At 42.3% G+C, this 26,634-nt stretch carries 17 protein-coding genes and 1 pseudogene; 8 read left to right on the top strand and 10 right to left on the bottom strand.

The features are described from left to right. The first annotated feature begins 304 nt into the window (after positions 1-304). Positions 305-6,058, top strand: a complete 5,754-nt coding sequence (locus tag I6H78_RS06870; RefSeq protein WP_198459210.1) for an alpha-L-fucosidase — start codon at positions 305-307, stop codon at positions 6,056-6,058. A gap of 165 nt (positions 6,059-6,223) precedes the next feature. Here I6H78_RS06870 and I6H78_RS06865 read toward each other — a convergent pair whose 3' ends face one another. Beyond that, on the bottom strand, positions 6,224-7,834 hold the full coding sequence (locus I6H78_RS06865) for a glycoside hydrolase family 13 protein (protein WP_198459209.1): 1,611 nt from the start codon (positions 7,832-7,834) through the stop codon (positions 6,224-6,226). Positions 7,835-7,986: 152 nt separating this feature from the next. Between I6H78_RS06865 and I6H78_RS06860 the strand changes: the two genes are divergently transcribed. Continuing rightward, a complete protein-coding gene (locus I6H78_RS06860) occupies positions 7,987-9,471 on the top strand; it encodes a DUF1846 domain-containing protein (RefSeq protein ID WP_198459208.1) in 1,485 nt (494 codons plus the stop codon). Positions 9,472-9,605: 134 nt separating this feature from the next. Here I6H78_RS06860 and I6H78_RS06855 read toward each other — a convergent pair whose 3' ends face one another. The 5 genes from I6H78_RS06855 to I6H78_RS06835 are packed head-to-tail and all read right to left on the bottom strand — an operon-like array spanning position 9,606 to position 13,534. Then, complete coding sequence (locus I6H78_RS06855) at positions 9,606-10,637, bottom strand: sensor histidine kinase (RefSeq protein ID WP_198459207.1); 1,032 nt, start codon at positions 10,635-10,637, stop codon at positions 9,606-9,608. Further along, positions 10,604-11,302 carry a response regulator transcription factor gene (locus tag I6H78_RS06850; protein ID WP_198459206.1) on the bottom strand — a complete coding sequence of 233 codons (699 nt, stop codon included), beginning with the start codon at positions 11,300-11,302 and terminating at the stop codon, positions 10,604-10,606. Before I6H78_RS06850 ends, I6H78_RS06855 begins: the two co-directional genes overlap by 34 nt. A gap of 12 nt (positions 11,303-11,314) precedes the next feature. Further along, positions 11,315-12,037 (bottom strand): lantibiotic ABC transporter permease, encoded by a 723-nt coding sequence (locus tag I6H78_RS06845; RefSeq protein ID WP_198459205.1) that lies wholly within the window; start codon positions 12,035-12,037, stop codon positions 11,315-11,317. Continuing rightward, a complete protein-coding gene (locus I6H78_RS06840) occupies positions 12,037-12,825 on the bottom strand; it encodes an ABC transporter permease (protein WP_198459204.1) in 789 nt (262 codons plus the stop codon). The genes I6H78_RS06845 and I6H78_RS06840 overlap by 1 nt, the downstream gene beginning before the upstream one ends. 1 nt (position 12,826) lies before the next feature. Next, positions 12,827-13,534 carry an ABC transporter ATP-binding protein gene (locus tag I6H78_RS06835; RefSeq protein ID WP_198459203.1) on the bottom strand — a complete coding sequence of 236 codons (708 nt, stop codon included), beginning with the start codon at positions 13,532-13,534 and terminating at the stop codon, positions 12,827-12,829. A 277-nt stretch (positions 13,535-13,811) separates the two neighbouring features. On the opposite strand from I6H78_RS06835, the gene I6H78_RS06830 reads away from it, so the two are divergent. Further along, positions 13,812-14,294 carry an S-ribosylhomocysteine lyase gene (locus I6H78_RS06830; RefSeq protein WP_000032557.1) on the top strand — a complete coding sequence of 161 codons (483 nt, stop codon included), beginning with the start codon at positions 13,812-13,814 and terminating at the stop codon, positions 14,292-14,294. A 55-nt stretch (positions 14,295-14,349) separates the two neighbouring features. On the opposite strand, the gene I6H78_RS06825 is transcribed toward I6H78_RS06830, so the two are convergent. Further along, the gene (locus tag I6H78_RS06825; protein ID WP_198459202.1) at positions 14,350-16,452 is read right to left on the bottom strand and encodes an ATP-dependent Clp protease ATP-binding subunit; all 2,103 of its coding nucleotides are present in this window, start codon (positions 16,450-16,452) and stop codon (positions 14,350-14,352) included. Between the two features lie 418 nt (positions 16,453-16,870). After that, positions 16,871-19,186, bottom strand: coding sequence for a formate C-acetyltransferase (gene pflB, locus I6H78_RS06820; protein WP_198459201.1), 2,316 nt, complete (start codon positions 19,184-19,186; stop codon positions 16,871-16,873). A gap of 232 nt (positions 19,187-19,418) precedes the next feature. Between pflB and dinB the strand changes: the two genes are divergently transcribed. From dinB to I6H78_RS06795, 5 genes and pseudogenes are all read left to right on the top strand, one after another. Continuing rightward, complete coding sequence (gene dinB, locus I6H78_RS06815) at positions 19,419-20,483, top strand: DNA polymerase IV (protein WP_198459200.1); 1,065 nt, start codon at positions 19,419-19,421, stop codon at positions 20,481-20,483. A 211-nt stretch (positions 20,484-20,694) separates the two neighbouring features. Next, a complete protein-coding gene (locus I6H78_RS06810) occupies positions 20,695-21,021 on the top strand; it encodes a hypothetical protein (RefSeq protein ID WP_198459199.1) in 327 nt (108 codons plus the stop codon). Positions 21,022-21,339: 318 nt separating this feature from the next. Further along, positions 21,340-22,122 (top strand): annotated as a pseudogene (locus I6H78_RS06805) (lysostaphin resistance A-like protein). After that, positions 22,112-22,867, top strand: coding sequence for a CPBP family intramembrane glutamic endopeptidase (locus I6H78_RS06800; protein WP_198459198.1), 756 nt, complete (start codon positions 22,112-22,114; stop codon positions 22,865-22,867). The pseudogene I6H78_RS06805 and the gene I6H78_RS06800 overlap by 11 nt, the downstream one beginning before the upstream one ends. Before the next feature lie 75 nt (positions 22,868-22,942). Continuing rightward, positions 22,943-23,575 carry a TetR/AcrR family transcriptional regulator gene (locus I6H78_RS06795; protein ID WP_000079021.1) on the top strand — a complete coding sequence of 211 codons (633 nt, stop codon included), beginning with the start codon at positions 22,943-22,945 and terminating at the stop codon, positions 23,573-23,575. Between the two features lie 152 nt (positions 23,576-23,727). Here I6H78_RS06795 and I6H78_RS06790 read toward each other — a convergent pair whose 3' ends face one another. Together I6H78_RS06790 and I6H78_RS06785 are read right to left on the bottom strand one after the other, a co-directional pair. Then, complete coding sequence (locus tag I6H78_RS06790; protein WP_000273567.1) at positions 23,728-24,573, bottom strand: undecaprenyl-diphosphate phosphatase; 846 nt, start codon at positions 24,571-24,573, stop codon at positions 23,728-23,730. A gap of 59 nt (positions 24,574-24,632) precedes the next feature. Beyond that, on the bottom strand, positions 24,633-26,528 hold the full coding sequence (locus I6H78_RS06785; RefSeq protein ID WP_198459197.1) for a DUF2207 domain-containing protein: 1,896 nt from the start codon (positions 26,526-26,528) through the stop codon (positions 24,633-24,635). Between the last annotated feature and the right edge of the window lie 106 nt (positions 26,529-26,634).

Here is a 26,634-nt window from a genome sequence, read left to right as displayed (position 1 = left end):
CCTGAAAGGAGGCGTTTTTTCTTTAAAAAGTAACTAATTTTCTTTAATTTATATTTATTTTTTTGCTTTTTGCTATTGCAATTCTTTCATTAATTTAGTATATTTGTTATATTAAAAGTTTTCAGTCATTTTAAGGGAGAAATGACCTTTTAAATTTTTTTATCTTAAAATGAAAGCGCTTTATAAACAGGAGGTAAGGTGGCTTACAAATTATCAGAGAGTTTTTCATTAAATCAAGTTGTAACCAAGACAGACTTGGGCTTGGGCAGTAGCTGACTGCCTTTCTAAAAACTAGGAGTATATTATGAATCTATACCTTTTTGAAAAAGGGCAAACTTTTAGCATTCGGAAGTTGACTGTAGGTGTGGCGTCTGTTATCGTGGGACTGGCATTTTTTGCTTCTGGAACCGTGCGTGCAGACGAAACGTCTCCTGCCACGACATCCAATTTAGATCAGCAAATTGAACAAGTCGCAGATATAGAAGCGACCAAGGCTGAACCAGTCAAAAAAGAAGGCCGTGTAGAAGCTGAAAAACAAGAAACACCTGCTGCCGATACCAACAGTACTGACTTGCTCCCTGAAGACATTCAGGACCGTGCCTATCCAGACACACCTGTCAAAGAACTCGATACGACTACTATCGTTGACCAGAAAGCTAGTCCAAAAGTAGAAACTAAGAGCATTCTAAAGGACAAGGAAGAAGCTCCAAAGGAAGCCGAGAACGGAAACCGTGCCATCATTAACGGTGGACAAGACCTCAAACACATCAACTACGAGGGACAACCTGCTACTGCTGCTACTATGGTTTACAGCACTTACAATGCAGGGGAGCAACGCTACCTCGTTTCAGGATCTGGTATCTTTGTTGCACCTAATTTGATTCTTACCGTTGCTCATAACTTCCTAGAGGCTAATAAAGAAACTGGCGAGGGTCACATTCGTGGTGGAAAATCTGCCCAGTTCTACTATAACGTTGGTTCAAACAGCGAAAAGAAAAATTCAATTCCATCTTCTGGAACTACGGTTTTATTCAGAGAAAAAGATATCCATTTCTGGAACAAGAAGGAGTTTGGAAAAGGTTACAAGAACGACCTTGCTCTTGTAGAAGCTCCTATTCCTCTTCCGATTGCTAGTCCAAACAAAGCAGCAACCTTTGCACCTTTAGCGGATTACAAGACGCATCAGCCGGGAGAAGCCATCAGTACGATTGGCTACCCAACTGACTCGAGCTCAAAAGAACTGAAACAACCTATCCTAGCTGGTCAGCTTTACAAGGCAGATGGGACCATCCGATCTGTTGAGTCCTATGATGATAAGGGAACGACTGGTATCACCTACAAAACCACTTCTGTATCTGGTTTGTCTGGTGGCGGGATTGTCGATAGCCAAGGAAAAGTTCTGGGGGTTCACCAACACGGAACCGTTGACAATGGTGTGGCTGAAAAGGATCGCTTTGGTGGCGGACTCGTCCTTTCACCTGAACAACTGAAATGGGTGAAGGACATGATTGCCAAATATGGTGTGAAAGGCTGGTACCAAGGTGATAACGGAAATCGTTACTACTTTACTGATGAAGGACGTATGCTTCGGAACGAGAAAGCTGTTATCGGAAGCAACGAATATTCCTTTAACCAAGATGGTATTGCTACCTTGACCAAGGGAGTTGAATACGGTCGCGTTGTTATCCAACACGAAGACGAAGAAGGAAATCCTGTCAAAGATAAGGACACCTTTATCGAACAGACAGCTGTTGATTCGCCATTTGACTATAATTTCAAAAAAGAAATCGAGAAAACGGACTTCTACCAGAAGAATAAAGACAAATACGAAATTGTATCCATTGATGGCGTAGCAGTTAATAAACAACTAAAGGATGCTTGGGCTGAAGAGCACAATGTTGTCAGCAAAGCGCCTGCCGGTACACGTGTCATCAAGGTAGTCTATAAAGTCAACAAAGGCTCCTTCAAAGTTTACTACCGTCAAAAAGGAACCACTACTGAACTAGCGGAAGCGACAGTTGATAACAATGACGGCCAAGAGTATGACGTTTCCTTTGTCAACACCTTCCATGCAAAAGACATTGCTGGCTACCGTCCAGTCAAGGCTAGCCTGGAAGCAACTATCCAGCAAAAAGGGGTGAATGAGGTCGTCTTTGAATACGAGCCAGTCGCTGATACGGCTAATCCAACGACTCCGACTCCACCAGTGGCTCATCCAGAAGATAAAGAAACCGAAATTGGCAATCATGGACCACTTCCAAGCAAGGCCCAACTTGATTACCACAAGGAAGAATTGGCAGCCTTCATCCACTACGGAATGAACACTTATACCAATTCTGAATGGGGAAATGGGAAAGAAGACCCCCGATACTTCAATCCAACCAACTTGGATACTGACCAGTGGATTCGCACTCTGAAGGAAACGGGCTTCAAACGAACTATTATGGTTGTTAAACACCACGACGGATTCGTTGCTTACCCTTCTAAGTACACCAACCATACCGTAGCTGCTAGCCCATGGAAAGATGGAAAGGGTGACCTTCTCGAAGAAGTTTCCAAGTCTGCTAGCAAGTATGACATGAACATGGGGGTTTACCTATCACCATGGGATGCCAACCATCCAAAATACCATGTTGCAACCGAAAAAGAATACAACCAATACTATCTCAACCAACTGAAAGAAATCCTTGGTAATCCAAAATACGGTAATAAAGGGAAATTTATCGAGGTTTGGATGGACGGTGCACGTGGTAGCGGTGCTCAAAAAGTAACCTATACCTTTGATGAATGGTTCAAATACATCAAAGAAGCTGAAGGAGATATTGCTATCTTCTCTGCTCAACCGACAAGTGTTCGCTGGATTGGAAATGAACGAGGTATCGCAGGTGACCCTGTATGGCATAAAGTCAAAAGGGCCAACATCACAGACGACGTGAAAAACGAATACCTCAACCATGGCGACCCTGATGGTGATATGTATTCTGTAGGGGAAGCTGACGTTTCGATCCGTTCGGGCTGGTTCTACCATGACAATCAACAGCCAAAATCACTCAAAGAGTTGATGGATATCTACTTCAAGTCTGTTGGTCGTGGAACGCCACTCCTTCTCAATATTCCACCAAATAAAGAAGGAAAATTCGCAGATGCGGATGTGGCTCGCTTGAAGGAATTTAAGGCAACTCTAGATCAAATGTATGCGACTGACTTTGCCAAAGGTGCGACCGTAACAGCAAGTTCTACTCGTCAAAACCACCTCTACAAGGAAAGTCACCTCACAGACGGTAAAGATGATACTAGCTGGGCGCTCTCAAATGATGCCACAACCGGTAGCTTTACAGTCGATTTGGGACAAAAGAAACGCTTTGACGTTGTTGAACTCAAGGAAGACATCGCCAAAGGTCAACGTATCTCTGGTTTCAAGATTGAAGTCGAAATCAACGGACGTTGGGTGACATACGGCGAAGGTTCGACCGTTGGTTACCGTCGCTTGGTTCAAGGCAAGCCTGTAGAGGCACAAAAAATCCGTGTAACCATCACTGGTACTCAAGCAACCCCAATCTTGACCAACTTCTCAGTCTACAAGACACCAAGCAGCATTGAAAAGACAGATGGCTATCCTCTTGGACTGGAATACCACTCAAACACAACAGCAGATACAGCCGGAACAACTTGGTACAATGAATCTGAAGGTGTTCGTGGCACTTCTATGTGGACCAATCAAAAAGATGCCAAAGTAAGCTATACCTTCACAGGAACCAAGGCCTATGTCGTCTCTACGGTCGATCCAGGTCATGGAGAAATGTCCGTCTACGTTGATGGTCAAAAGGTTGCCGATGTCCAAACTAAGAATGCTAGCCGTAAACGCAGCCAAAAAGTCTTTGAGACAGGCGATTTAGCACCAGGCCAACATACTATTACTCTTGTAAATAAAACAGGCGAACCAATTGCTACAGAAGGAATCTACACCCTAAACAATGATAGTAAAGGGATGTTTGAACTCGAGTCTACTAACTACGAAGTCGAAAAAGGAAAACCAGTCACTGTTAAGATTAAGCGTGTTGGTGGAAGCAAGGGGACTGCTACTGTTCGCTTCATCACAGAACCTGGAACTGGAGTCCACGGTAAAGTTTACCAAGATACAACTCAAGATGTGACCTTTAAAGATGGAGAAACAGAAAAGACTGTTACCATCCCAACGATTGACTTTACAGAACAAGCCGACTCTATCTTTGACTTCAAAGCCAAGCTCACTTCTGTCACTGATGGTGCCCTGCTCGGTTTCGCTACCGATGCAACCATCCAAGTGATGAAAGCTGAATTGCTGATCAAGGACCAAACAAGTTATGATGATCAAGCTAGTCAGTTGGATTATAGTCCTGGCTGGCACCATGAAACCAATTCGGCAGACAAGTACCAAAAAACGGAGTCTTGGGCATCCTTTGGTCGCTTAACTGACGAGCAAAAGAAAAAGACAACTGTCACAGCCTACTTCTACGGTACTGGACTTGATATAAAGGGCTATGTTGATCCAAATCATGGTATCTACAAAGTCTTCCTAGACGGCAAAGAAGTTCCTTACCAAGATGGAATGGGAAATGCTTCAACTATTGATGGTAAGAAATACTTTAGCGGTCGTGCAGCCCAACGCCAAGGCAATCAAACTCTGGTTAGCCTAAAAGGTCTGGACGAAAACTTGCACGCAGTCACCCTTCAACTAGATCCTGATCGAAACGATTTGTCTCAAAATATCGGTATTCAAGTGGACCAATTCATCACTCGTGGCGAAGGTAGCGAACTCTACAGCAAGGCAGATATCATCCAGTCTATTTCTAAATGGAAGGATGATTTGTCCAACTTTGACCCAGCAGGCTTGAAAAATACGGCTACTGCACGCCAAGCTTTCCAAGCAAATCTAGAAAAATTGAGAAACCAACTCAGTGCTGATGCAGTGAATGTTCAAGAAGTCATGTTGACGGTCAGTGCCCTACAAGATATCCTATCCAAGGATGAGAACTATCAAAGAGGACAAGAGGAACCTAGTCCAGAGCAACCGGAACAGCCAGAAGAACCTGAGAAACCTGACCAGCCTGAGCAACCAGCTGAACCAAAACAACCGGAAATTGAGTATGATAAGGCTATGGACAGCTTGACAAAAGCTATCGAGAAAAAAGTAGCTGAACTTGGATCCAACAAGGAAGCTAAGAAGAAATTAGTTGAAATTGCAGATCAAGCCATTGCTGCGATCCAAGAAGCTAAGACTCAGGAAGCAGTCAATAAAGCGCTAGAAACTGCTCTCGAACAAATCAACAAGCTCAAAGCAGCTCAGCCTGAAAAGCCAGCGCAACCGGAACAACCCGCTCAACCTGAGAAACCGGCGCAACCTGAGAAACCTGCTGAGACTGAAAATCCGACTCAACCGGAAAAACCTGCTGAGACTGAAAAACCTACTCAACCTGAGAAACCTGCTGAGCCTGAAAAGCCAGCTCAGCCTGAAAAACCTGCTCAGCCTGAAAAACCGACGCAACCTGAGAAACCAATTACTTCTTCAAGTCCTGAGGAAGGGGTTAAAGATCTTGTCTTTACACTTCCAAGTTTGGAAATCGTCAATAAGGTCGTGCCGTTTAAGACTATTCGTCGCGAAAACCCACAATTAGACAAAGGAAAAGAGCAGGTTCTATCAGAAGGAAAAGACGGTCTCTTAGTCGAGTATGTTGAAGTGGACGGTGACAATCGCAAGGTTCTCCAAACAGAAGCAACTCCAGCTATAGATCGAGTGATTGAGGTAGGTAGCAAACAAAGCTCAGTTGGTACAGAAGCGCCACCAGTTGTGACTCTTCCTGAGTATGTTCTACCAAGAGAGACTGAAAAACCTACTCCAGCCGTAACAGATAATTCATCAGCAAAAGATGAAAAAGCTTCTGTCACAGCTACAATCAAAGAAGACAAGGAAAGACTACTCCCTGCAACTGGGGAACAAGAAGCAACTGCCTTCCTCTTCTTGGCAGCCATTACTTCTATCTTGTCTCTCCTGATCTTCCAAAAGAATTTCAAAGACTAATAACCCTCTTTGATTAATTCTTTTCCATTATTTCAGTTCCCCCGTTGAGAAGACCATTTGGTCTTCTCTTTTTCTATCTGTAAAATTAAAAAACATCCACAAATTAAACAGCACCCCAAAAGTCAGACAGAAAAAATCTAACTTTAGGGGTGCTGTTCACTAATTTTAATCCGTTAGTTCCACACAGAAAGCATCCCATGGAGCTAAGGTTTGTTTTTCAACTGCTTCTTTAGCAGTAGTGTTTTCAATCAAGATCGACTTAACTCTTCCTTCTACTGAAAAGTTTTGTTTCTCATTGGACAAGTTGGCCACAACTAGGAAGCGGCGCTCACCGTCCTTACGGATATAAGCAAAGACCTTATCAGCCGTATCAAGCAATTCAAAATCAGCTCGAATCAGCCAGCTGTTCTCCTTGCGAATTTGAACGAGTTTTTGATAAGTATAGAAAATAGATTCTGGATTTGCCAGTGCTTCTTGAACGTTTATTTCTTCGTAGTTTGGATTAACTGCCAACCACGGTTGACCTGTTGAGAAACCAGCATTTTTGCTTTCATCCCATTGCATCGGAGTCCGTGCATTATCACGACCAATAACCCGAATGCTGTCCATGATTTCTTCTATCAGAACGCCTTTTTCAAGAGCTTCACGCGCATAGTTGAGGGATTCAATATCTTCTACTTGGTCCAGTGTTTCAAATGGATAGTTTGTCATCCCAATCTCTTCACCCTGATAGATATAAGGTGTCCCTCTCATGAGATGAAGCAAGATTGCAAAGGCTTTGGCAGATTTTTCGCGGTATTCCTGGTCATTTCCCCAGATAGAGACGATCCGAGGAAGATCGTGGTTATTCCAGAAGAGGGAATTCCAGCCGTCTTCAACTCCTAACTCAGTCTGCCATTTGTTGAAAATCTCTTTTAACTTCCCTACATTTAACTCTTTTTGGTAGTGCCACTTAGGTTGCCCTTCCTGATATTGAAGACAGATGTGTTCAAACTGGAAGACCATAGACAATTCTTGTCCCTTTGGATCCGAGTAAAGCTTAGCAATCTCTGGCGTTGCACCCCATGTTTCCCCTACTGTCAAGAGATTCTTATCTCCAAAGGTGGCTTGGTTCATCTCCTTGAGATAGGGATGGAGCATGGGACCATTATTGACTACTTTCTCATCAGGGATCTTGCCAATCATGTCAATGACATCCATACGGAAACCACCAATACCTTTATCAATCCAGAAGTTCATCATCTCATAAATTTTCTGGCGCAGTTTTTCATTCTCCCAGTTGAGATCGGGCTGTTTCTTGCTAAAAAAGTGGAGATAGTATTGACCTGACTTTTCATCGTATTCCCAAGCAGACCCACTAAAGATAGACTCCAAATCATTGGGCTCATCCCGCCAGATATAGTAGTCTCGTTCGGGGCTGTCAGGATTTTCACATGCCTCGACAAACCAGGCGTGTTCATCCGAGGTATGATTGACCACCAAGTCCATGATAATTCGAATGTCACGCTTCTTAGCTTCTGAGATGAGTTCATCCATATCCTCCATGGTTCCGAAAATAGCTGCAATCGCTTGATAATCGGCAATATCATAGCCATTATCATCCATCGGACTATCATAAACGGGAGAAAGCCAAATCGCTGTAATCCCTAACTTGGCTAGATAGTCCAACTTACTTGTAATTCCTGGCAAATCGCCAACTCCGTCTCCGTTGCTGTCCATAAAACTCTTGGGATAGACTTGATAGACTACGGCATTATGCCACCATTTTTCTTGCATCTTCTTACCTCATTATTTTAATAATCTATAGTCTATGGTAGCGCTTTTCTAAATTTTGTGCAAGCGTTTGCCTAATCTTTTTAATTTCTTTTTTAGCTCCATAGTTTCCTATCTTCCATTTTTTTATTATAATAGAGGTCAGAGGTAAAAAAATGAAAAAACAAGCTTTTAGTTCTGAACAATATTTGAATCTACAGCGCGACCACATTTTGGAGCGCATTAACCAATTTGACGGTAAGCTCTATTTGGAGTTTGGTGGCAAAATGTTAGAAGATTTCCACGCTGCTCGTGTCCTTCCTGGTTATGAGCCTGACAATAAAATCAAGCTCTTGCAAGAATTGAAAGAGCAGGTTGAGGTTGTGATTGCTATCAACGCAAGCAACATCGAACATTCTAAAGCACGTGGCGACCTAGGCATTTCTTATGACCAAGAAGTTCTTCGCTTGATTGACAAATTCAATGAGCTGGGAATTTTTGTTGGTTCTGTTGTCATCACACAATACGCTGGGCAACCGGCTGCAGATGCCTTCCGCAACCAGTTAGATAAAAACGGGATTGATTCCTATCTTCATTATCCAATCAAAGGATATCCGACGGATATGGATCACATTATTTCCCCAGAAGGTATGGGGAAAAACGACTACATCAAAACCAGTCGCAACTTGATTGTCGTAACCGCTCCTGGACCTGGTTCTGGAAAATTGGCTACTTGTATGTCCAACATGTACCACGACCAACTCAATGGCATCAAGTCTGGTTACGCTAAGTTTGAAACCTTCCCAGTTTGGAACCTACCCCTTCATCATCCAGTCAACTTGGCCTACGAGGCTGCAACTGCGGACCTTGATGATGTCAATATGATTGACCCCTTCCATCTCCAAACCTACGGAGAAACCACTGTCAACTACAACCGTGATATCGAAATTTTCCCAGTGCTCAAACGTATGTTGGAACGCATTCTCGGTGAATCTCCATACGCTTCACCAACAGACATGGGTGTCAACATGGTTGGTTTTGCTATTACTGATAATGAAGTTGCTATCGAAGCTTCTAAACAAGAAATCATCCGTCGCTATTATCAAACTGTTCTTGATTTTAAAGCTGAAAAAGTCGGAGAAACTGCTGTCAAGAAGATTGAACTTCTCATGAACGACCTCGGTATCACACCTGCAGACCGTAAGGTTGCTGTCGCAGCACGTCAAAAAGCGGAAGAAACTGGCGGACCTGCCCTAGCTCTCGAATTGCCATCTGGCGACATTGTCACTGGTAAAAACTCTGAACTCTTTGGCCCTACAGCTGCTGCCTTGATCAATGCCATCAAAAAATCAGCTAACATCGCTAAGGAAGTGAAATTAATCGAGCCTGAAGTCGTCAAACCAATTCAAGGTCTTAAAATCAACCATCTCGGTAGTCGCAATCCACGCCTGCATTCAAATGAAATCCTGATTGCCCTTGCAATCACAGCTATGGAAAATCCTGATGCTGCGCGTGCCATGGAAGAACTTGGCAACCTCAAAGGAAGCGAAGCCCACTCAACCATCATCTTGACCGATGAAGACAAGAATGTCCTTCGCAAACTAGGCATCAACGTAACCTTTGACCCATACTACCAATACGATCGTTTGTATCGGAAGTAAATAAACAAGGCTGGACAAAAACTCAATTTGAGAGAAAAATCCAGTAAATCTTTACATAATAAAAAAATCAAACGCATAATATCAAGTCTTTTGGACACTTGGTATTATGCGTTTTTATGATTTTCCATTCTCATTTATTTCAATGAAATTGTCAACTCGACACAGGCTCCTCCTTGGGCTGGATTGAGCAAGGTCAGACGACCACCGTGCAAGAGAGCTACCTGCTTAGAAAAGGCTAAGCCGATACCATGATGGGGATTAGCTGAATTGCGGCTTTGGTCACTCTGGTAAAAGAGTCGTTCCGCTCCCAGCAGCATCTCCTCCGAAAATGAAGGGCCGTTGTTCCAGATAGCAAAAACCAACTGGTCCTGCTGCACTGATACCGTTAGCTTGACTTCCTTTTGATCCTGGTCTGCATGTTCAAGCGCATTCAGTAAAATATTGAGCAAAGCCCGTTTGAGATAGTCCAAATGAATCGACAAAATCAGACTAAGATCACAATCTTCTTGGAGATAAAAACGATAGCTTTCCTGTTTACTGAACAGTGCCCAATCGTCCTGGAGATAAGCCAAAAAGTCCTCTAAGGAAAGCTGACTGAACTGATTAGAATCAATCTGAAAAGCCTTAGCGTAATCAATAAGAGAGCCACAATATTCTTCCATCTTGTAACTAGCCTGCAAAATCTCAGCAGCATAGTCTGCCTGTGGCTGTCCTAACTGCGCCAATTCCAAGAGCTCAGCATTCCCCTTAATCACAGTTAGGGGCGTTTTCAAATCGTGCGATGTCGCTGATAGCTGTAAAATCAACTCCTGATTATGCTGCTGCTCTTTTTCTAGAAGACGAGCATTTTCTTGGTGGCTACTCCGTAAATCGCTATAGACTTCGAGCATTTCCTCGATCCGAAAAAGCTGGCTTTGATTTTCTTCTAAAAGCTTCTTACTCGTTAGCATTTTTATTTCCCTGTCGATTTTTCGGAGCAATTTCAAAATATGATAAAAAGTAATCAGCAGCAAGCTCCCCGCCCAAAAGAACAAGATGAAAAGAACGTGATCACCTCCTTGCGTAAATTCATAACCTATAAGCACAAAAATCAAAACATGGAAAAAGACGATTTTTAAACTGGTTGTCCAGACTAGGCTTTTGAAATTACGGGTTCTAATTGCCATCTATAGCCTACTCCTCTCACTGTTGCGATTGCTTGCAGCCCTTCTTGTTTACATTTTTGGCGAATCTGATATACGTATTCTGAGATGGAGCGAAGCTGTGTTTCTGAGCTTTCTGGGTAAAGCAAGGTATGCAGGCGTTCAGCTGAGAAGGTCTGCTTGGGATTGCTAGCAAGTAAATGCAGTAACTTAAACTCACGCTCTGAAAATTTCAAGACTTTACCAAAATAGGCAACTTCATAGCGCTCTGGATAAAATTGACAAGAAGCAATTTCAGAATATCGCTCCTCCCGTCTTTCCTCCCGCCGAAGATGGGCTCTGACACGCGCCAGCAATTCTTTGGTCCCAAAAGGCTTGACAATATAGTCATCTGCTCCGCGAAAGAGCCCTTCCACCTTGTCCGCCTCTAACTCCTTAGCTGTCAGAAAGATAATTGGACACGAAAGATGAGGACGAATGTAGGAACACAGCTCAAAACCATTAACAGGCTCCATCATCACATCTAGCAGAATCAAATCATATCCTACAAAATCCGTCAGCTCTATCTCTTCTATCCGATCAAGCGTCGTCACGTCATAAGCATCGAGCTCTAGGACGTTTTTCACCAGCTTTAAAATGCTCCAGTCGTCATCAACCACCAAAATACGATACTGTCTCATAATTTCCATTATAGCATACCTCTAGCGAACATCTCGTTTCAAGGTTAAGAATATAGCAGAGCTCCAAACCAAAGCTAACCATAACAACTGTATTCCCAGACCTGACAGATCTATTGAATGCTGAATCCCTTCATACTCAAAAAGATTTAGCGTAGCTAGATCGGGCAGGTATTTTGCTTCTTTGATGAAAGTCGCTAATAAACGGCTGAGACCAATCAAAAGAGGAAAGAGCACCGACACCGGCACAACCCAAGATTGAAATAGCAAAGCGAGGCCAGCAGTTAAAAAAGCCAGAAAAAGATTGCTGAGAAGACCCAAAAAGCTGTAATAGAGGAATTTCTCTAGTAAGGACCAGCTAAAGCTTAGGTCAAAACGAGCCAGCATAACAAGGAAACAGCTGCCTATCATGACACTGTAGAGAACCAAGAGCAGCAAGTCCAGAAAAAGGAATTTCCCAGCCAACCAAGCCTTTCTATTTGATACGGTTAGAAAATTCGTTCGCATCCCAGACTTGACAAACTCTTGGGCAAAATAGAGAGAAGTGAAGATGACGATGACAGGCTGCGCCAGATAGAGGGCATGCAAAACCTCGCTCAGAGCCTTCGTCTGGCCAACTGCTGTCTGACTATAGTCAAGATTCATCAGGAAAAAAGGAACGACTACCAGAACCACCAAGGCTGCACCAAGAGCGAGATAGTAAGAACGAAACTTAATCCATTCACTTCTAAGCAGAGCTTTTATCATCAGTATCGCCCTCCTAAATCCGTCTTCAAAAAGCGCAGAGAAGCCATGCCGCCGATGACTAGCAACCATGCACCAAGTATCAACAGCCCTTGCAAGGGATTGTTAGCATATTGGGAAGTTGGCGTTGCAGCAAACAACTCTCCTGCTGGCTGTGGCAAATAAGCTCCCCAACTCGTGTGAGCAGCTAGGTAGTTTCCTAAATTATAGATTTGGGGTACGAGAAAAAGCAGAGGAACTAGCATGGTCCGAGCCAATAAACCTAACAAAAACGAAAGGATTCCCAATAAGGTTAGAGATAAGGTTTTCCACAAAATCAAACTCCAAGCTGCCTGATTGAGCAGAATCGGATCAAGTCCTTCCTTTCCTAAAGCGAGATGCATGACCATATAACTAAAGTAGATTGATAAAAAGCTAGTGGCAAGAGAAAAGCAAGTAAAGGTCATGAGTTTCCCCACAAGCAACTTCAGGCGGTTATTACAGGTCAAGAGACTGGTTCTCAAGCTATGAGACTGAAATTCCATAGCTCCCAAAATTCCAGCTAAAATGACCAAAACCATGACCGCCATAGAAGCCCCGTTGAGACCTAGATATTCCAGCGGATCAAAGGCGTTTATCAGATTAGGAACCGTCTCAGGCGTAGCATCCAAGCCGATAGACAGATACTGTCGGCCCTCCAGCCAGGATACGACAGGCACCAATAGCAGCATGAGGCCCATACTCACTTTGAAAGCCTTGGTTGAGCGAATTTTCAACCATTCTGAATGCAATAAGGACATCGTTTCTTTCATCTTAAGCCTCCTCTGTCAAATCAAAGAAGAGATCTTCTAGACTGTCTGAATCTTGCAGCACCTCTTCCAATCGTCCTTGCTCAATAATTCGCCCATGATGAATCAAGACTACATCATCTGTCACCATTTGCACCTCTGATAGGATATGGGAAGATAGAAGTACCGTTTTCCCTAAATCAGCCTGCTGACGGATAAACTTTCTAAACCACTTAATCCCACTTGGATCCAGCCCATTAGTTGGCTCATCTAATATAAGAAACTGAGGATCACCCAGCAAAGCTGCTGCCAAGCCCAATCGTTGACCTTCCCCCAGAGACAGGCTTGACAAGAGGTCATTCCTCTTATGAGCGATTCCAGTCATCTCCAAAACCTCATCGATCCGAGACTTGGGAATAGCATTACTTGCCGCAATAATCCTCAAGTGGTCATAGACCTTTCGATTTGGCAGACCGCCAATGCCATCAAAGGCTGCACCTACCGTTCTGAGCGGATAGGTCATTGATTGATAGGTTTGCCCATCAAAAGTTGCAGTCCCTGCTGTCGCCCAATCTAACCCCAAGAGAATCCTCAAGGTCGAACTTTTCCCTGCACCATTTGGGCCTAGAAAAGCTGTAATCCGACCGCTTCTAGCTGTAAAAGAAATATCTTCTAAAATCTGCTTGCTGCCATGCTTTTTGCAGACGCCTTCTATTTTCACCATATGTTCCATACTGAACTCCTTTATCTTTATTTTCTCCAGTATACCCAATCTAGTTCAGAATTAGTTCAGAGATTAAACAGAAATTTCAGAAAAAGTTGATCCACTTTTCAAAAGTCGCTCTAGCTTCATTAGAAAGAACTCAGTTTTTCTTTTCCTTTACTCCATTCTTTTTTTATAATTCTGAGGTTTATGTACGGAGACTTTATTATCCAAAAAGTCATTTATCAAACTCCATCAAGAGCAGGCTTTATGATATAATGAAAGAAGAAAACTGAAAGGATTTACCATGTCAAAAGAAGTTATTGTTGAAAGTTTTGAACTTGACCACACCATTGTTAAAGCACCCTATGTTCGCTTGATTGGGGAAGAAACCGGACCAAAGGGAGATGTCATCTCCAACTTTGATATTCGCTTGGTGCAACCAAATGAAGACTCTATCCCTACTGCTGGGCTTCACACTATCGAACACCTCTTGGCAAAACTCATCCGTACCCGCATTGACGGTATGATTGACTGTTCGCCATTTGGCTGCCGTACAGGTTTTCACATGATTATGTGGGGACGCCATACTAGCGCCGAGATTGCAGCTGTTATCAAAGATTCGCTCAAGGAAATCGCTGAGACTACTACTTGGGAAGATGTCCCTGGAACAACCATCGAATCTTGCGGAAACTACAAGGACCACAGCCTCTTTTCTGCTAAAGAATGGGCAAAACTCATCTTGGAACAAGGAATCTCAGATGATGCCTTTGAGCGCCATGTCATCTAAACGCAAAAGAACCAGTTACAATAACTGGTTCTTTTTTTATTCTCAAAATCTTGAGTTAGGCTTTTTCACGAATGACCAAAACGCCATCTTCCATATCTGCTTCCAGATGTTTGGCATCTAGATGATCCAAGTGGAAATCTGTCACCTTATCACGAATTTGTTGTTCAACCACGCGACGGAGAGGACGAACACCCATAACTTCGTCATAACCTTCTTCTGTGATAAAGTCCTTAGCTGCTTGACTAACTTCCAAATCAATGTCTTTCTTAGCCAAAGTTTGGTTGACTTCCGCCAACATCAAGTCCACAATCTTAGAAAGGTCTTCCTTATTCAAGTGTGAGAACTCGATAACTGCGTTAAAGCGGTTGAGGAATTCTGGACGGAAGTATGGTTTCAAGCGATCCATCAATTCTGGTTTGTCCGCATCTTCTGTCAAGTTGGCTTCATAGCCAAATCCAGCATTTGATGTTGCTATAATGACCGTGTTCTTAAAGTTCACTGTATTTCCTTGACCATCAGTCAAACGACCATCATCCAAGACTTGGAGGAGAAGGGTGATTACTTGAGGATCAGCCTTTTCAATCTCGTCCAAAAGAATGATAGAGTATGGATTGCGACGAACACGTTCAGTCAAAGTATTGTTGTTGTCATCGTAACCAACATAACCTGCAGTTGTACCGATTAATTTAGAAACGGCTGTACGGTCGCTATATTCTGACATGTCCAAACGGATGATGGCATCTTTAGTTCCGAACATATCAAGGGCCAATTGTTTAGCCAACTCAGTTTTACCAACACCAGTAGGCCCTACAAAGAGGAAGCTACCGATTGGGCGGTTCCCTTCGTCAAAGCCTGCACGGTTCCGACGAATCGCTTTGGCCACTGCTTCAACCGCCTTGTCTTGACCGATAACTTTGGTTTGCAAACGGTGCCCCATATCTTTCAAACGTTCAATATCGGTTGCACCCATTTGAGAAACTGGAATGCCAGTCATACGTTCTACAGACTCAGCTACATCATTGACTGTTGCAGTTACCTTGTGATCCTCAGTATGGTTGGCAATTTTCTTTTCAAGTTCTTCGATGCGAACTTTTGCTTTCAAAGCTGCTTCGTAATCTTCTTTAGCAGCTGCAACTTCTTGTTTTGCTTTTTCTTCTTCGATTTCATGCTCCACTGCGTGCACATCTGTTACTGGATGTTGGGCTGCCAAGTGAGCAGCTGTTACATCGACCAAGTCAATCGCCTTATCTGGCAAGCTGCGTTGTGGAATGTATTGCACAGAATAATCAACAGCTGCTTTCAAAACTTCATCTGGCAAGACAACATTGTGGTGTTGTTGATAAAGATCACGAATCCCTTGGAGAATCTTGAAGGTATCTTCAGCAGAAGGAGCATTGACCTTGACTTCGTTGAAACGTCGAGCAAGGGCAGCATTTTTCAAAATAGTGTTACGATATTCATCTTGAGTTGTTGCACCAATCACTGTCAATTCACCACGTGAAAGAGCTGGTTTCAAGATATCCGCAAGACCTTTAGACCCTTGGCCATCACCTGTACTACCTGCACCCAGGATTTGATGAATTTCATCGAAGAAGAGGATAATGTTTCCAGCTTCTTTAACCTCATTTACCAAGTTTTGAATGTTTTCTTCAAAGCTACCACGGTATTGAGTACCAGCTTCAAGTCCTGAAATATCAATAGAGATAATTTCTTTATTCTTGATGGCAGCCGGAACATCACCATTCACGATAGCTTGAGCAAGACCTTCTACTACTGCTGTTTTACCAACACCAGCATCACCAACAAGAACAGGATTGTTCTTAGTACGGCGAGAAAGAATTTCAGAAGTTTCTTGAATCTCTTTATTACGTCCAATAACTGGATCCAACTTACCTTCACGAGCTTCTGCTGTTAAGTTTCGTCCAAGTTTTGCAAGAATCCCATCTTGTTTCATAGCTTTGCCTTGAACGTACTGAGCTTGTTCACTACCTTCGCTTGGAAGTTGACCTGTTTGACGGTAAATAGCAAATTCTTCAGGTGTCACTTCACGTCCATTAATCAAGTAGCGACGATTTTCAGAACTATATCCTCGCATACCACCCATCAATTGGTTAAATAAATCATCCATGTTGTTAAAGTTATTAAAGTTGTTGTTCATATTCTTTACCTCGTTTATTATTACTTAATTGCGATCTCTGATATTGACTATCTTTGACCTTTGTCTTAAAAATTTTAGACTAGCTAACTAGCTACCCTACGTATAATTTCTGGTTTTTCTTTTTTAAATAAGCCTTTTATCATTTTCTTTTCAAATTCTGTTAGATTTAACATAGGCCTCACCCCTTTCTAGGGTATCTATCGTACATTTTCAAGAAGTAGAATCATTGAAAATGAAGTTTTCTAAGGAATTCATTTTCCTTATGTTTCTACTATATCACATTGGTCAGTAAAAGTCAATAACTTTTTGACCAAATTTGACTATTTTTTAAAAAATTTTTGAAGTCTTGAATAGATAATATAAGGGCACAAAAAAAGCCAGTCCTATAGACTAGCTTTCTTTTCATTCTAATTGAATCTTAGCTCAATGCATCATCCATTGAAAGAACTTCGTGGAAGACACGTTGTGTCAATTCAGTTTTTTGTTCTGGTGTGAGGTATTTAGTGTTTACACAGTATCCAGAGATACGGACGATAACGTCTTCACCTGACATGATCTTTTCGTAAACATCGTTCAAGTCCATAACGTTCAAGTTAACGTGTTGTCCACCGTTTTCGAAGTAACCATCAAGGATTGTTACCAAGTTATCAACTTGTTCGTCACGAGTTTTACCAAGAGCACGTGGAGAAACTTGAGTTGTCAATGAAATACCATCAGCTGCGTAACCAAAGTCTAGGCTAGCAAGTGAGTTCAAGTTTTGCAACCATCCACCTTTAGCTTTGTTAGATGGGTTAGCACCTGGTGAGAAGAATTCAAGTTTAGACAAGTTCACAGAACCATCTTCGTTGAGGTATACACCTTTGTGGACTGGTGAGTTACCAGTTTGTTTAGAGTAAGCAACGTTAGATGTGATTGTCAATAGTGATACTGTAGCTTCTGCGTCTTTGTAAAGTTTGTGGCTACGTAGACGAGTTGTGTAAGCTTCAATCAACCATTCTGCCAATTCGTTTGAACGTGGGTCATCTTCACCCCAACGTGGGTATTCACCGATTGTTTCGTAATCGTAGATGTAGCCATTTTCATCACGGATTGGTTTAACTGTAGCGTATTTAATAGCTGACAATGTATCAACAGTGTTAGCAAATCCACAGATACCGAATCCCATGTTGGCACGTTGTTTAGTTGGCAAGAAGGCCATTTGAACAGCTTCGTAGTTGTACTTGTCAGTCATGTAGTGGATGATGTTCAAAGCATCTACATAAGTGTCCGTCAACCAGTCAAGAGATTTTTCAAAGTTCTCTTTAACTGATTCAAATTCGAGAACTTCGTCACGGATAGGATCGATGTCAAATACTTTGTAGTCTTTGTGAACATCGTCGTAACCACCGTTCAAACCAGTAAGAAGGGCTTTAAGAACGTTTACACGAGCACCGAAGTACTGGATGTTGTGGCGTTGATCTTCGTTTTCTGGGTCAAGTGGTGACACACAGCATGAGATACAGCTCATTTCTCCGTATCCGTCTTTAGCCATTGTTGTTACACCTTCGTATTGGATAGAAGAGTGTTTGTGGCTCATATGCATACAGTAGCGACGGAAGTTGTATGGCAATTTGTCAGTCCAAAGAACTGTCAAGTTTGGCTCTGGAGAGTTACCGATGTTGTCAAGAGTGTTCAAGAAACGGTAGTCCATCTTAGTAACACGGTGACGACCGTCGTTACCCATACCAGCCATAGAAGTTGTGATGAAGGTTGGGTCACCTGAGTACAATTGGTCATAAGCTTTTGTACGAGCAAATTTAACTGTACGAAGTTTCATAACGAAATCATCAACGAACTCTTGGATTTCTGATTCAGTAAATGTACCGCGAGCAAGGTCACGTTCTGCAAAGATATCCAATACGATTGGCACACGTCCTAGAGATGTAGCAGCACCATTGATAACACGGCAGACAGCCATGAAGGCGATGTTAACCCATTGGATAGCTTCTTTCGTGTTCATCGCTGGTTTGCGGACATCAACTCCGTAAAGGTCACCCAAGCGAACAACTTGTTGCAATGCTTGGTATTGAAGGTTTACTTCTTCACGAAGACGAATTGTTTCTTCATCGATTTCTTTGATTGCATTCCAGTCGTTTACTTTTTCTTGCATCAAGTAGTCTGCACCGTAAAGAGCAAGACGTGCGTAAACACCGATGATACGTCCACGTGAGTAGGCATCTGGAAGACCAGTTACAGTGTGAGCGTGACGAGCGCGACGAATGTTTGAAGTGTAGGCACGGAAGATACCGTCGTTAACTGTTGTTACGTATTTAGTAAAGATTTCGTGAACAGCTGGATCTGGTTCGTATCCATTTTCTTTCAAAGTAGTTTCAGCCATACGGATACCACCTTTTGGCATGAAGTTCAATTTGAAGAGTTCATCGTTTTGGATACCGAAGATCAATTCGTTTTCTTTATCGATAAATCCTGCTGGAATATCAGCAATAGATGTTGGACGAGTGTCCATTGGGAAACGAGTTTCTTCGTAGTGTGCTTTTGTTTCTTCTACGATTTTTTTGATGTGAAGTGAACGTTCTGTTGGTCCAGCAAGGAAACTTTCATCTCCATCATAAGGTGTGTAGTTAGCTTGAACGAAGCGAGAAATACTTGCTTTTTCTTTCCAATCTACGCCTTTGAAGCCTTCCCAAGCTTTATCAAAAATATCTTGTGCTTCAACAACTGTCTTAACAACCATGTTAATGTCCTCTTTTTTCTAGTAACAGTCATCTGTTACATTCTTAAGACAAGTATACCATACAGTAACCGATTTCAACAAGAGAAACCCGGCATTTTAGACGCTTTCTTTTATAATACAGTCCCTTTTTTGTTCTTATCTGTATTATATTTTTGAAAGTCAGGTTGAACTTTCCCATTTTTTCAGAAAAAAGGGTATAATAAATAGAAAATGGCTCTAGAAAGGGATTGAAATGCTCATATTTCCATTGATAAATGATCTGTCCAGAAAAATCATCCATATCGACATGGATGCCTTTTTTGCTGCGGTGGAAATTAGAGATAATCCTAAGTTAAAGGGCAAACCTGTCATTATCGGAAGCGACCCCAGACAAACTGGTGGGCGTGGTGTCGTTTCTACCTGTAGCTATGAGGCACGAGCTTTTGGTGTTCATTCAGCCATGAGTTCTAAAGAAGCTTATGAGCGCTGTCCCCAAGCTGTCTTTATCTCTGGAAATTATGAAAAGTATAAGACTGTGGGACTTGAGATTCGAGCTATTTTTAAACGCTACACTGATTTGATTGAACCTATGAGTATCGACGAGGCATACTTAGATGTGACGGAAAATAAACTCGGTATCAAGTCAGCCGTCAAAATAGCTCGTCTCATCCAACAGGATATCTGGCAGGAACTACACCTGACTGCTTCTGCAGGCGTTTCTTATAACAAATTCTTAGCTAAAATGGCTAGTGACTATCGAAAACCGCATGGTTTAACAGTTATCCTCCCAGATCAGTCCCAAGACTTTCTCAAACAAATGGACATTGCTAAATTCCATGGTGTGGGCAAAAAAACAGTTGAACGTCTTCATGAAATGGGCATTTATACTGGTGCAGACTTATTGGATCTCTCAGAAGTCACTTTAATCGATCGGTTCGGCAGACTCGGTTTTGACCTTTATCGAAAGGCCAGGGGCATTCATAACTCACCGGTCAGGTCTGATCGCATTCGTAAGTCCATTGGCAAGGAAAAAACCTACGGAAAAATCCTACAAGTAGAAGAAGACATCAAAAAAGAGCTGACCCTGTTGGCACAGAAGGTAGAAAATAGCTTGACTAAGCATGATAAGAAAGGGCGAACCATCGTTCTGAAAATCCGCTATGCCGATTTCTCCACCTTGACTAAAAGGAAAAGTTTGGCCTTAGCTACTCAAGACAAGGAGCAAATCGAGCGAACTGCGCATGAGATATACGATAGCTTGGAAGAACAACCACGAGGTATCCGACTGCTAGGACTGACAGTGACGGGGTTTGAATAAAGATAAAAGCTTGGTTCGTTACCGGGCTTTTTTAGATATAGTTTTTAGTATGAGATAGTTGCTTGTGACGAGTTTCTAAGTTGGCTGATGATTTTCATTAACTAAAAATAATCTTTTTTGAAAAAATACTGGACAAAGTTTTCTGTGTCTGTTATACTGAGTTTATAAAATAAAAACCGCCTGGTCGGTTTTTAAAAAGAAAGGAGCAGAAATGAAGAAATCTGTAGTAGAAAAAACAAGCGATCACATCCTCAAGTTTAATCAGGAGCTGGATCGGCAGCGGGAAGGTCAGAAAGAGTTTTTGCAGCAGCAGGCAGAAAAACGTAAGGTGTGGCTAGAAAAGATAACACAGGGTGAGAATCTCATACGCTATTCTAAGTGGGGAGTCAAAGCTGGATATGCTGTCCTTGCTGGTGGCTTGCTGACTTCTGTCTTTAGCCCATGGCGAGGACTGGGTATTATGGCAGTAGGCAGTCTGAGCATTGCCTCCAATCTCTGGCAAATTCGGCGATTGCAAAATCAAGAAAGGAGCAAGTAGCAGAGAAATGGCCTGTCTTAAGCATCAGAGTCAGGACAACTTAGAAACTAAAAGCAGCAGGCAGTAGCTAAACGGTGCTGATATAGCTTTTAGGATTATTTAGTCTATCTTTGCTTTTTATTTTAGGCAAGGACTAAAAGACTATGTTTTCTATTTGGCGCAGGTCTTTATTTTTTATAACAAAACAAACCGAATGATCGGATTTTAAAAATCTGCGTTTCAAAACAGGCAATCATCTGAAAGACTGAAAGTAAAGGATGCTTTTGACCAGTTTTCGGATGACTTTTCACTATTCTACATTTGATAAGGAGTTATCGTATGAACAAACAAACACATGTAGAGCCAGAGACAAGGCATATCCTGCCCTTTCTGGCCTGGACTTTTGGCATTACCTGGGGAGCCTGGCTGCTTCAGTATATTTAGCTGACCAGCGGGGCTGAGCCTTTGGGCCTTGCTCTCAATTTCATCGGGGGCTTCGGACCGGCCTTGGGAACTTTTATCAGCCTCAAAATTTCTCATCCTAAGAAGATGCTGGACTTTATCTTCTCCCATGCCAAAGGCTGGTGGATTTACATGCTGGTCTTCTGTCTGGTTCGGGTTTTGACCCTTTTTATCGCCAATCCTGTATTACCGCCGCTCAATGCCGTTCTGATGTTTCCTCTGGGCTGGACCTTTGTCACCTTTGCTGGAGGCGGGAACGAAGAGCTGGGCTGGCGGGGCCTCCTGCAGCCGGCTTTGGAGAAAAAATTCTCCTTCCCTCTGGCAACTGTCATCACGGCTCTGGTCTGGGTGGCCTGGCATCTGCCCCTCTGGCTGATTCCGGGAACGAGTCAAAGTCAGATTTCTTTGCCCTTCTATCTCTCCTTTGGTATCTTGCTCTGTTTCTGTCAGGCGGCTCTCTATAAGCAGACGGCCTCTGTATTTGCCTGCATGGTCTTTCACGGCTGCATTAACTTTGCTCAGGCGACGATTGTCGGCAGTGCTACAAATGGCGGAAGGTATCTCAGCTTCCAGGCTGCTAATCTGGTCATGACCGCCCTGCTGGTCGGCTGGTGGTATTGGAAGGGCAACCGGAAAGGGGCTGAGAAAGATGCAAGCTAGAAGCTATAAAGCTTCCTCATCTGTCAAGCAAATTCTAATGTTTCTGCTTTGGACTTTTGGTATCACTTGGTCTGCGTGGATTCTCTCAGCTGTTCTGAAAGAACGAGTGCCGCTGCTTTATCCGCTTCTCATGATAGTGGGAACATTTGGTCCTGCTATAAGTGCCAAGCTTGTCTTAGGTAAGTCTTTGAAAGAAATGCTGGCTTTTATCAAGTTTACTAGGAAAAGAAGCTGGCCTTATCTATTGATTTTTGTGGGGCTATACACGATTTCCATTGCCTTTGTGACCAGGCCGCTGCCAGGTTTGAATCTTTTGAATGTCTTGGTTCTGGCTCTGGTAACGACTCTTCTGACAGGCGGCAATGAAGAGATTGGCTGGCAGGGCTTCCTGCAGCCAAGTCTGGAGAAGATCCTGCCCTTCCCTTTGGCAACTGTAGCAACTGGGTTAATCTGGGCTGTCTGGCATCTGCCCCTCTTCTTTATGCCCGGCAGCAGTCAGGCGGGGACCTCCTTTCTGGTCTTTACAGCCGCTTGCCTGCTCAGCCGTTTCTGGCTGGCAGCTCTTTACAAGGTCAGTCAGTCTGTCCTCTATTGTGTCCTCTTTCATGGGCTCATTAATACTATTGGCGAAGCCATCTTTGTAGGCAAGGGAACGGAAAATCCCCTCTTTTTCCTAGGCTATATCTTGATGGCGGCTTACAGTATCTATCTTTGGTATCAAAGGGATCAGCAAGACAAGGCTTAAAGATATTTTTATGATTTTGTATTTCTCCGGCTTTTTTGGTAGAATAAAGCTATATTAGAAACAAAGGGGAACAGAATGGCGCAGCGAAAAGACAAATCCCAGGCCATGAGAGAAAAAATTTTAAATACAGCAACCCAGCTTTTTATTCACAACGGCTATGAAAAAACAAGTGTACAAAACATAGCGCAAACAGCTAGTATTTCAAAAGGAGCCATTTATCACCATTTTCAATCAAAAGATGAAATTCTTTTTGCAGTTTTAAAACAGCGTTATCAATTGATGGAAAAGGAATTGCTAGACTGGCTTGAATCCACCAGTCATTTAACTGGAAGAGAACAGCTCAAAGAAATCTTTCAGTTTAGTTTAAAAAGTCAGAAAACTAACTACGAAATGTTGAATCACGCGCCTCTTGATGCAGAGTTCATGCTGACTACTATCCGTTACAATCTGCGTATAGGAACTCCCCTTATTGCAGATATTATAAAAAAAGGAATAGAAGATCAGTCCATTCAACCCATCCCCTTCCCTAATGAAGTGGCCGAGACAATCTTGCTTTTGACTAACTTTTGGGTAGAAGGAAGTATTTTTGAAAATTCTTCCGAAAAAATAGTTGATCGTATCTATTTTTTACAATTTATGCTTCAATCCATCGGCTTAGATATTTTTGATGAATCTTTGATCCAAGAAATTTTAAGCCAATCAAATTAAATACAATCTTTTCGTTTACTTTTAAAGCCTTGGATAAACGTAGGACAAAGTGACATAATAAGGTAATAAAAAATAAGCTAAACAATTAAAAAAATAGGATAGTTCCCCAAATGTTTTTTTGGAGAACTATCCTATTTTATTCTATTTTCAACTTATACAAACAAACGCACAAAACTATAGAGCAACAAGACACTGCCGAGTACGATACGGTATTTACCAAAGAGTGTAAAGTCGTGCTTCTTCACATAGCTAGTCAAGAAACGAATAGCAACCATGCTGACCGCAAAGGCAACACCCATAGCTACCAAGAGCAAGAACAGTTGTCCAAAACTCAAGAGTTGACCTGCTTTAATAAATTTGAAAATCTTTAAAGCACTGGCTCCGAACATAACAGGAATTCCGAGATAGAAGGTAAACTCTGTTACGACTGAGCGGCTTGTTCCATTCAACAAACCACCAACAATCGTCGCACCTGAACGGCTCGTTCCTGGAAAGAGGGCGAGGACTTGGAAGAGCCCAATGTAAAGGGCTGTTTTATAAGGTAACTTGTCTAGCTCTGTTACTGTTGGTTCAATGGCTTGCGCCTTATTTCGTTTTTCAAGGTAGATAAAGGCAACACCATAGATAATCAACATAATCGCAACTGAAACCATGTTATGGAAGTTAGCATCAAACCAATCATCTAGTTTAAAAACCAATAGCAAAGGCAAGGTCGCAACAAAGACTTTTGACCACAACTGCCAAGTTCTACGAACTTCTACCTTAGTTTTACCAGGTTTGAAAGGATTAAGCTTGTTAAAGTAAATGACCATAACTGCTAAAATGGCACCAAGCTGGATGACAACATTAAACATGGACATGAAGGCTTCATTCTGGTCCTTGTATTGGACAAATTCTTCAACCAAGATCAAGTGGCCAGTACTTGAAATCGGCAACCATTCTGTAATTCCTTCAACAATCCCAAAAAAGATTGACTTCAAAATTTCAATAAAATACATACATTACTCCTTTTTCTGTCCTCTATTATAGCATAATTTCGGATGTTGCGATAGATTTTTTAGAAGGCGCCGATGCTTCCACCGCCACCTCCTCCTGAGAATCCTCCACCTGAAGAACCACTTCCAGAAGATACAGAGTAATTGCTAGCTGTATTTGCGACAGCAGTATATTGCTTGATTTGTGCAGTTGAGGTGTAGAACTGTGAGTGCCAACCATAGGCTACATAAAGATTCAAATCTGGATTTTCAAGCTGAATATGACGGACTTTCATTAACTTGCTCACCTTCTTGGCATAACCAAAGAGAGTCGCATAGACCAGTAGACGGTTCCAAAGGACGATGCTCTCTAGCTCGGCCTGATCCAGATGAGCGATGTCCCGAAGCATATTTTCAAAACTCGTCCAGAGATAGAAGATTTCCGCTCCTTCCTCTGTTAGAACTCCATCGCGATAGGCTCCTCGCGTGGCAAGGTAAACCCAGAAACTAGCCCCTAATCCTGTCAATCCTAAGAGTAGAAATGGGATCGAAAAGAAACCATGTGTTTGCCAGCTATAGTAAAAGAATAGCAGTCCACCTAGAGCTGTTATGGCTGAACAAACTCGCATCCCGAGAGCAAGGCGGCGTTCCTCGCTTGTCAAGGAACGATAGTAGCTTGGGATACGAAGTACATGGACCTTATCCTTGACACAAGACTGAATGCGTTGAAGTCTTCCTTCAAAGGAGCGTTTAAGACGCGAGCCTGTTTCTCGGATATGTTTTTCATCTGACTCTTTGGCACCACGGTAAAGGGAAGATGAAACTTGGTAATCAGGGAAGAGCTCTGAAATAGCCAATTCTTTCTTATTTGACAAAGTCATGCGCAGGCATTCCTTCTCAAAATTGGACAAACCCTTTTCACTGATAATGCGCACATAAGGTTCCTCATCCCCTTGGAAAATAGATAAATGGCCTCGATCTACTAAATCCAACAAGGTTGCCTGAATCAAACGTTCAAAAGTAAATTTACCAAACCCTGATTTGTTTAGGGGATTGACTTCCTCTAAGGAGGTTGAATACACTGCTTCTGCTAAAACCATTGGAGGCAAATCCATCGGTGGTTCGTAGAGTCGATGATCTTTTGGAAAGACCTTTTTAATGCTTGTACTCTGACGAAACTTCCTATAGAAGAGAGGAACTAGAAGTAAGAGACTCATAAAAATGACGGGAAATACCCATTTCATCAACATCTCACTTTGCGCTTTTTCTGTCGCTATATTGCTTTCAATCCGGTTAAAATCGGTTAAACGTTCTTCCTCTAATCCTTGATCTGGAGCTTCTGCAAAAGCACTTCTCGGCCAGTAAGCATGTAATTCGATTTGTCGCTTTCTCGGAAGGTCTTTCATTTTGACATGATAGAGATTATTTACTTTTTCAACACTAGAGTCCCTTAGGAGTTGGCCTGCATGAAAATAGAGTTTCTCTGCTGGAGTATCTGAGCTGACCTTGAACTCAATCTCTTTGATGTCTCCAGTACTATCTGTCAAGGGTTGCCAATTTAGCTCTGCGATATCCTTATATAAGAAGAGAAGGTTTGTTAGTTTCCAGGTAACCGTTACACGAACAGTATCTCCAGCATATCCAGCATTGTAAATTTTTACCTTGTAGCCGTCCTCTTCCTCCATAGTATAGAAGGAAACATTTTGAACAATTCTTCCATTTTTAGAGACCTGAACAGTCGGGTCGGGATCAATGTCAAATCCTTCCGGCATTTTCCCAGCTTTCCCTAGTCCAACCAACTGACCATTATAATCGTCTCCAAAGCGGTAGGTAATTGTTTCCTTAAAAATTGCAGTATTATCTGCATGAATATTCAAATCCCCCTGATAGGATAAGATATCAAAGTCTACTGCAAAAACCAAGCTCGGGATAAATAATAAATAAGTAAATACCAAAGCCAACAGCCATCTTTTTTTCATGATCGGTTCCCTTTCAATCTTTTTACCATTATATCATTTTTTATAAGTAAAGGCTTACTTGTATTGAAAATCTCACTATTTTTAGATACAATAGAGAGAGTCATTT

The organism is Streptococcus oralis (assembly GCF_016127915.1).
GTDB lineage: Bacteria > Bacillota > Bacilli > Lactobacillales > Streptococcaceae > Streptococcus > Streptococcus oralis_BO.
This window is presented reverse-complemented; position numbering and strand designations above follow the sequence as displayed.

Bases quoted from the DNA above. Each gene is read 5' to 3' on its own strand.
- I6H78_RS06870 (WP_198459210.1), top strand. From the start codon at position 305: ATGAATCTATACCTTTTTGAAAAAGGGCAAACTTTTAGCATTCGGAAG.
- I6H78_RS06865 (WP_198459209.1), bottom strand. From the start codon at position 7,834: ATGCAAGAAAAATGGTGGCATAATGCCGTAGTCTATCAAGTCTATCCC.
- I6H78_RS06860 (WP_198459208.1), top strand. From the start codon at position 7,987: ATGAAAAAACAAGCTTTTAGTTCTGAACAATATTTGAATCTACAGCGC.
- I6H78_RS06855 (WP_198459207.1), bottom strand. From the start codon at position 10,637: ATGGCAATTAGAACCCGTAATTTCAAAAGCCTAGTCTGGACAACCAGT.
- I6H78_RS06850 (WP_198459206.1), bottom strand. From the start codon at position 11,302: ATGGAAATTATGAGACAGTATCGTATTTTGGTGGTTGATGACGACTGG.
- I6H78_RS06845 (WP_198459205.1), bottom strand. From the start codon at position 12,037: ATGATAAAAGCTCTGCTTAGAAGTGAATGGATTAAGTTTCGTTCTTAC.
- I6H78_RS06840 (WP_198459204.1), bottom strand. From the start codon at position 12,825: ATGAAAGAAACGATGTCCTTATTGCATTCAGAATGGTTGAAAATTCGC.
- I6H78_RS06835 (WP_198459203.1), bottom strand. From the start codon at position 13,534: ATGGAACATATGGTGAAAATAGAAGGCGTCTGCAAAAAGCATGGCAGC.
- I6H78_RS06830 (WP_000032557.1), top strand. From the start codon at position 13,812: ATGTCAAAAGAAGTTATTGTTGAAAGTTTTGAACTTGACCACACCATT.
- I6H78_RS06825 (WP_198459202.1), bottom strand. From the start codon at position 16,452: ATGAACAACAACTTTAATAACTTTAACAACATGGATGATTTATTTAAC.
- pflB (WP_198459201.1), bottom strand. From the start codon at position 19,186: ATGGTTGTTAAGACAGTTGTTGAAGCACAAGATATTTTTGATAAAGCT.
- dinB (WP_198459200.1), top strand. From the start codon at position 19,419: ATGCTCATATTTCCATTGATAAATGATCTGTCCAGAAAAATCATCCAT.
- I6H78_RS06810 (WP_198459199.1), top strand. From the start codon at position 20,695: ATGAAGAAATCTGTAGTAGAAAAAACAAGCGATCACATCCTCAAGTTT.
- I6H78_RS06800 (WP_198459198.1), top strand. From the start codon at position 22,112: ATGCAAGCTAGAAGCTATAAAGCTTCCTCATCTGTCAAGCAAATTCTA.
- I6H78_RS06795 (WP_000079021.1), top strand. From the start codon at position 22,943: ATGGCGCAGCGAAAAGACAAATCCCAGGCCATGAGAGAAAAAATTTTA.
- I6H78_RS06790 (WP_000273567.1), bottom strand. From the start codon at position 24,573: ATGTATTTTATTGAAATTTTGAAGTCAATCTTTTTTGGGATTGTTGAA.
- I6H78_RS06785 (WP_198459197.1), bottom strand. From the start codon at position 26,528: ATGAAAAAAAGATGGCTGTTGGCTTTGGTATTTACTTATTTATTATTT.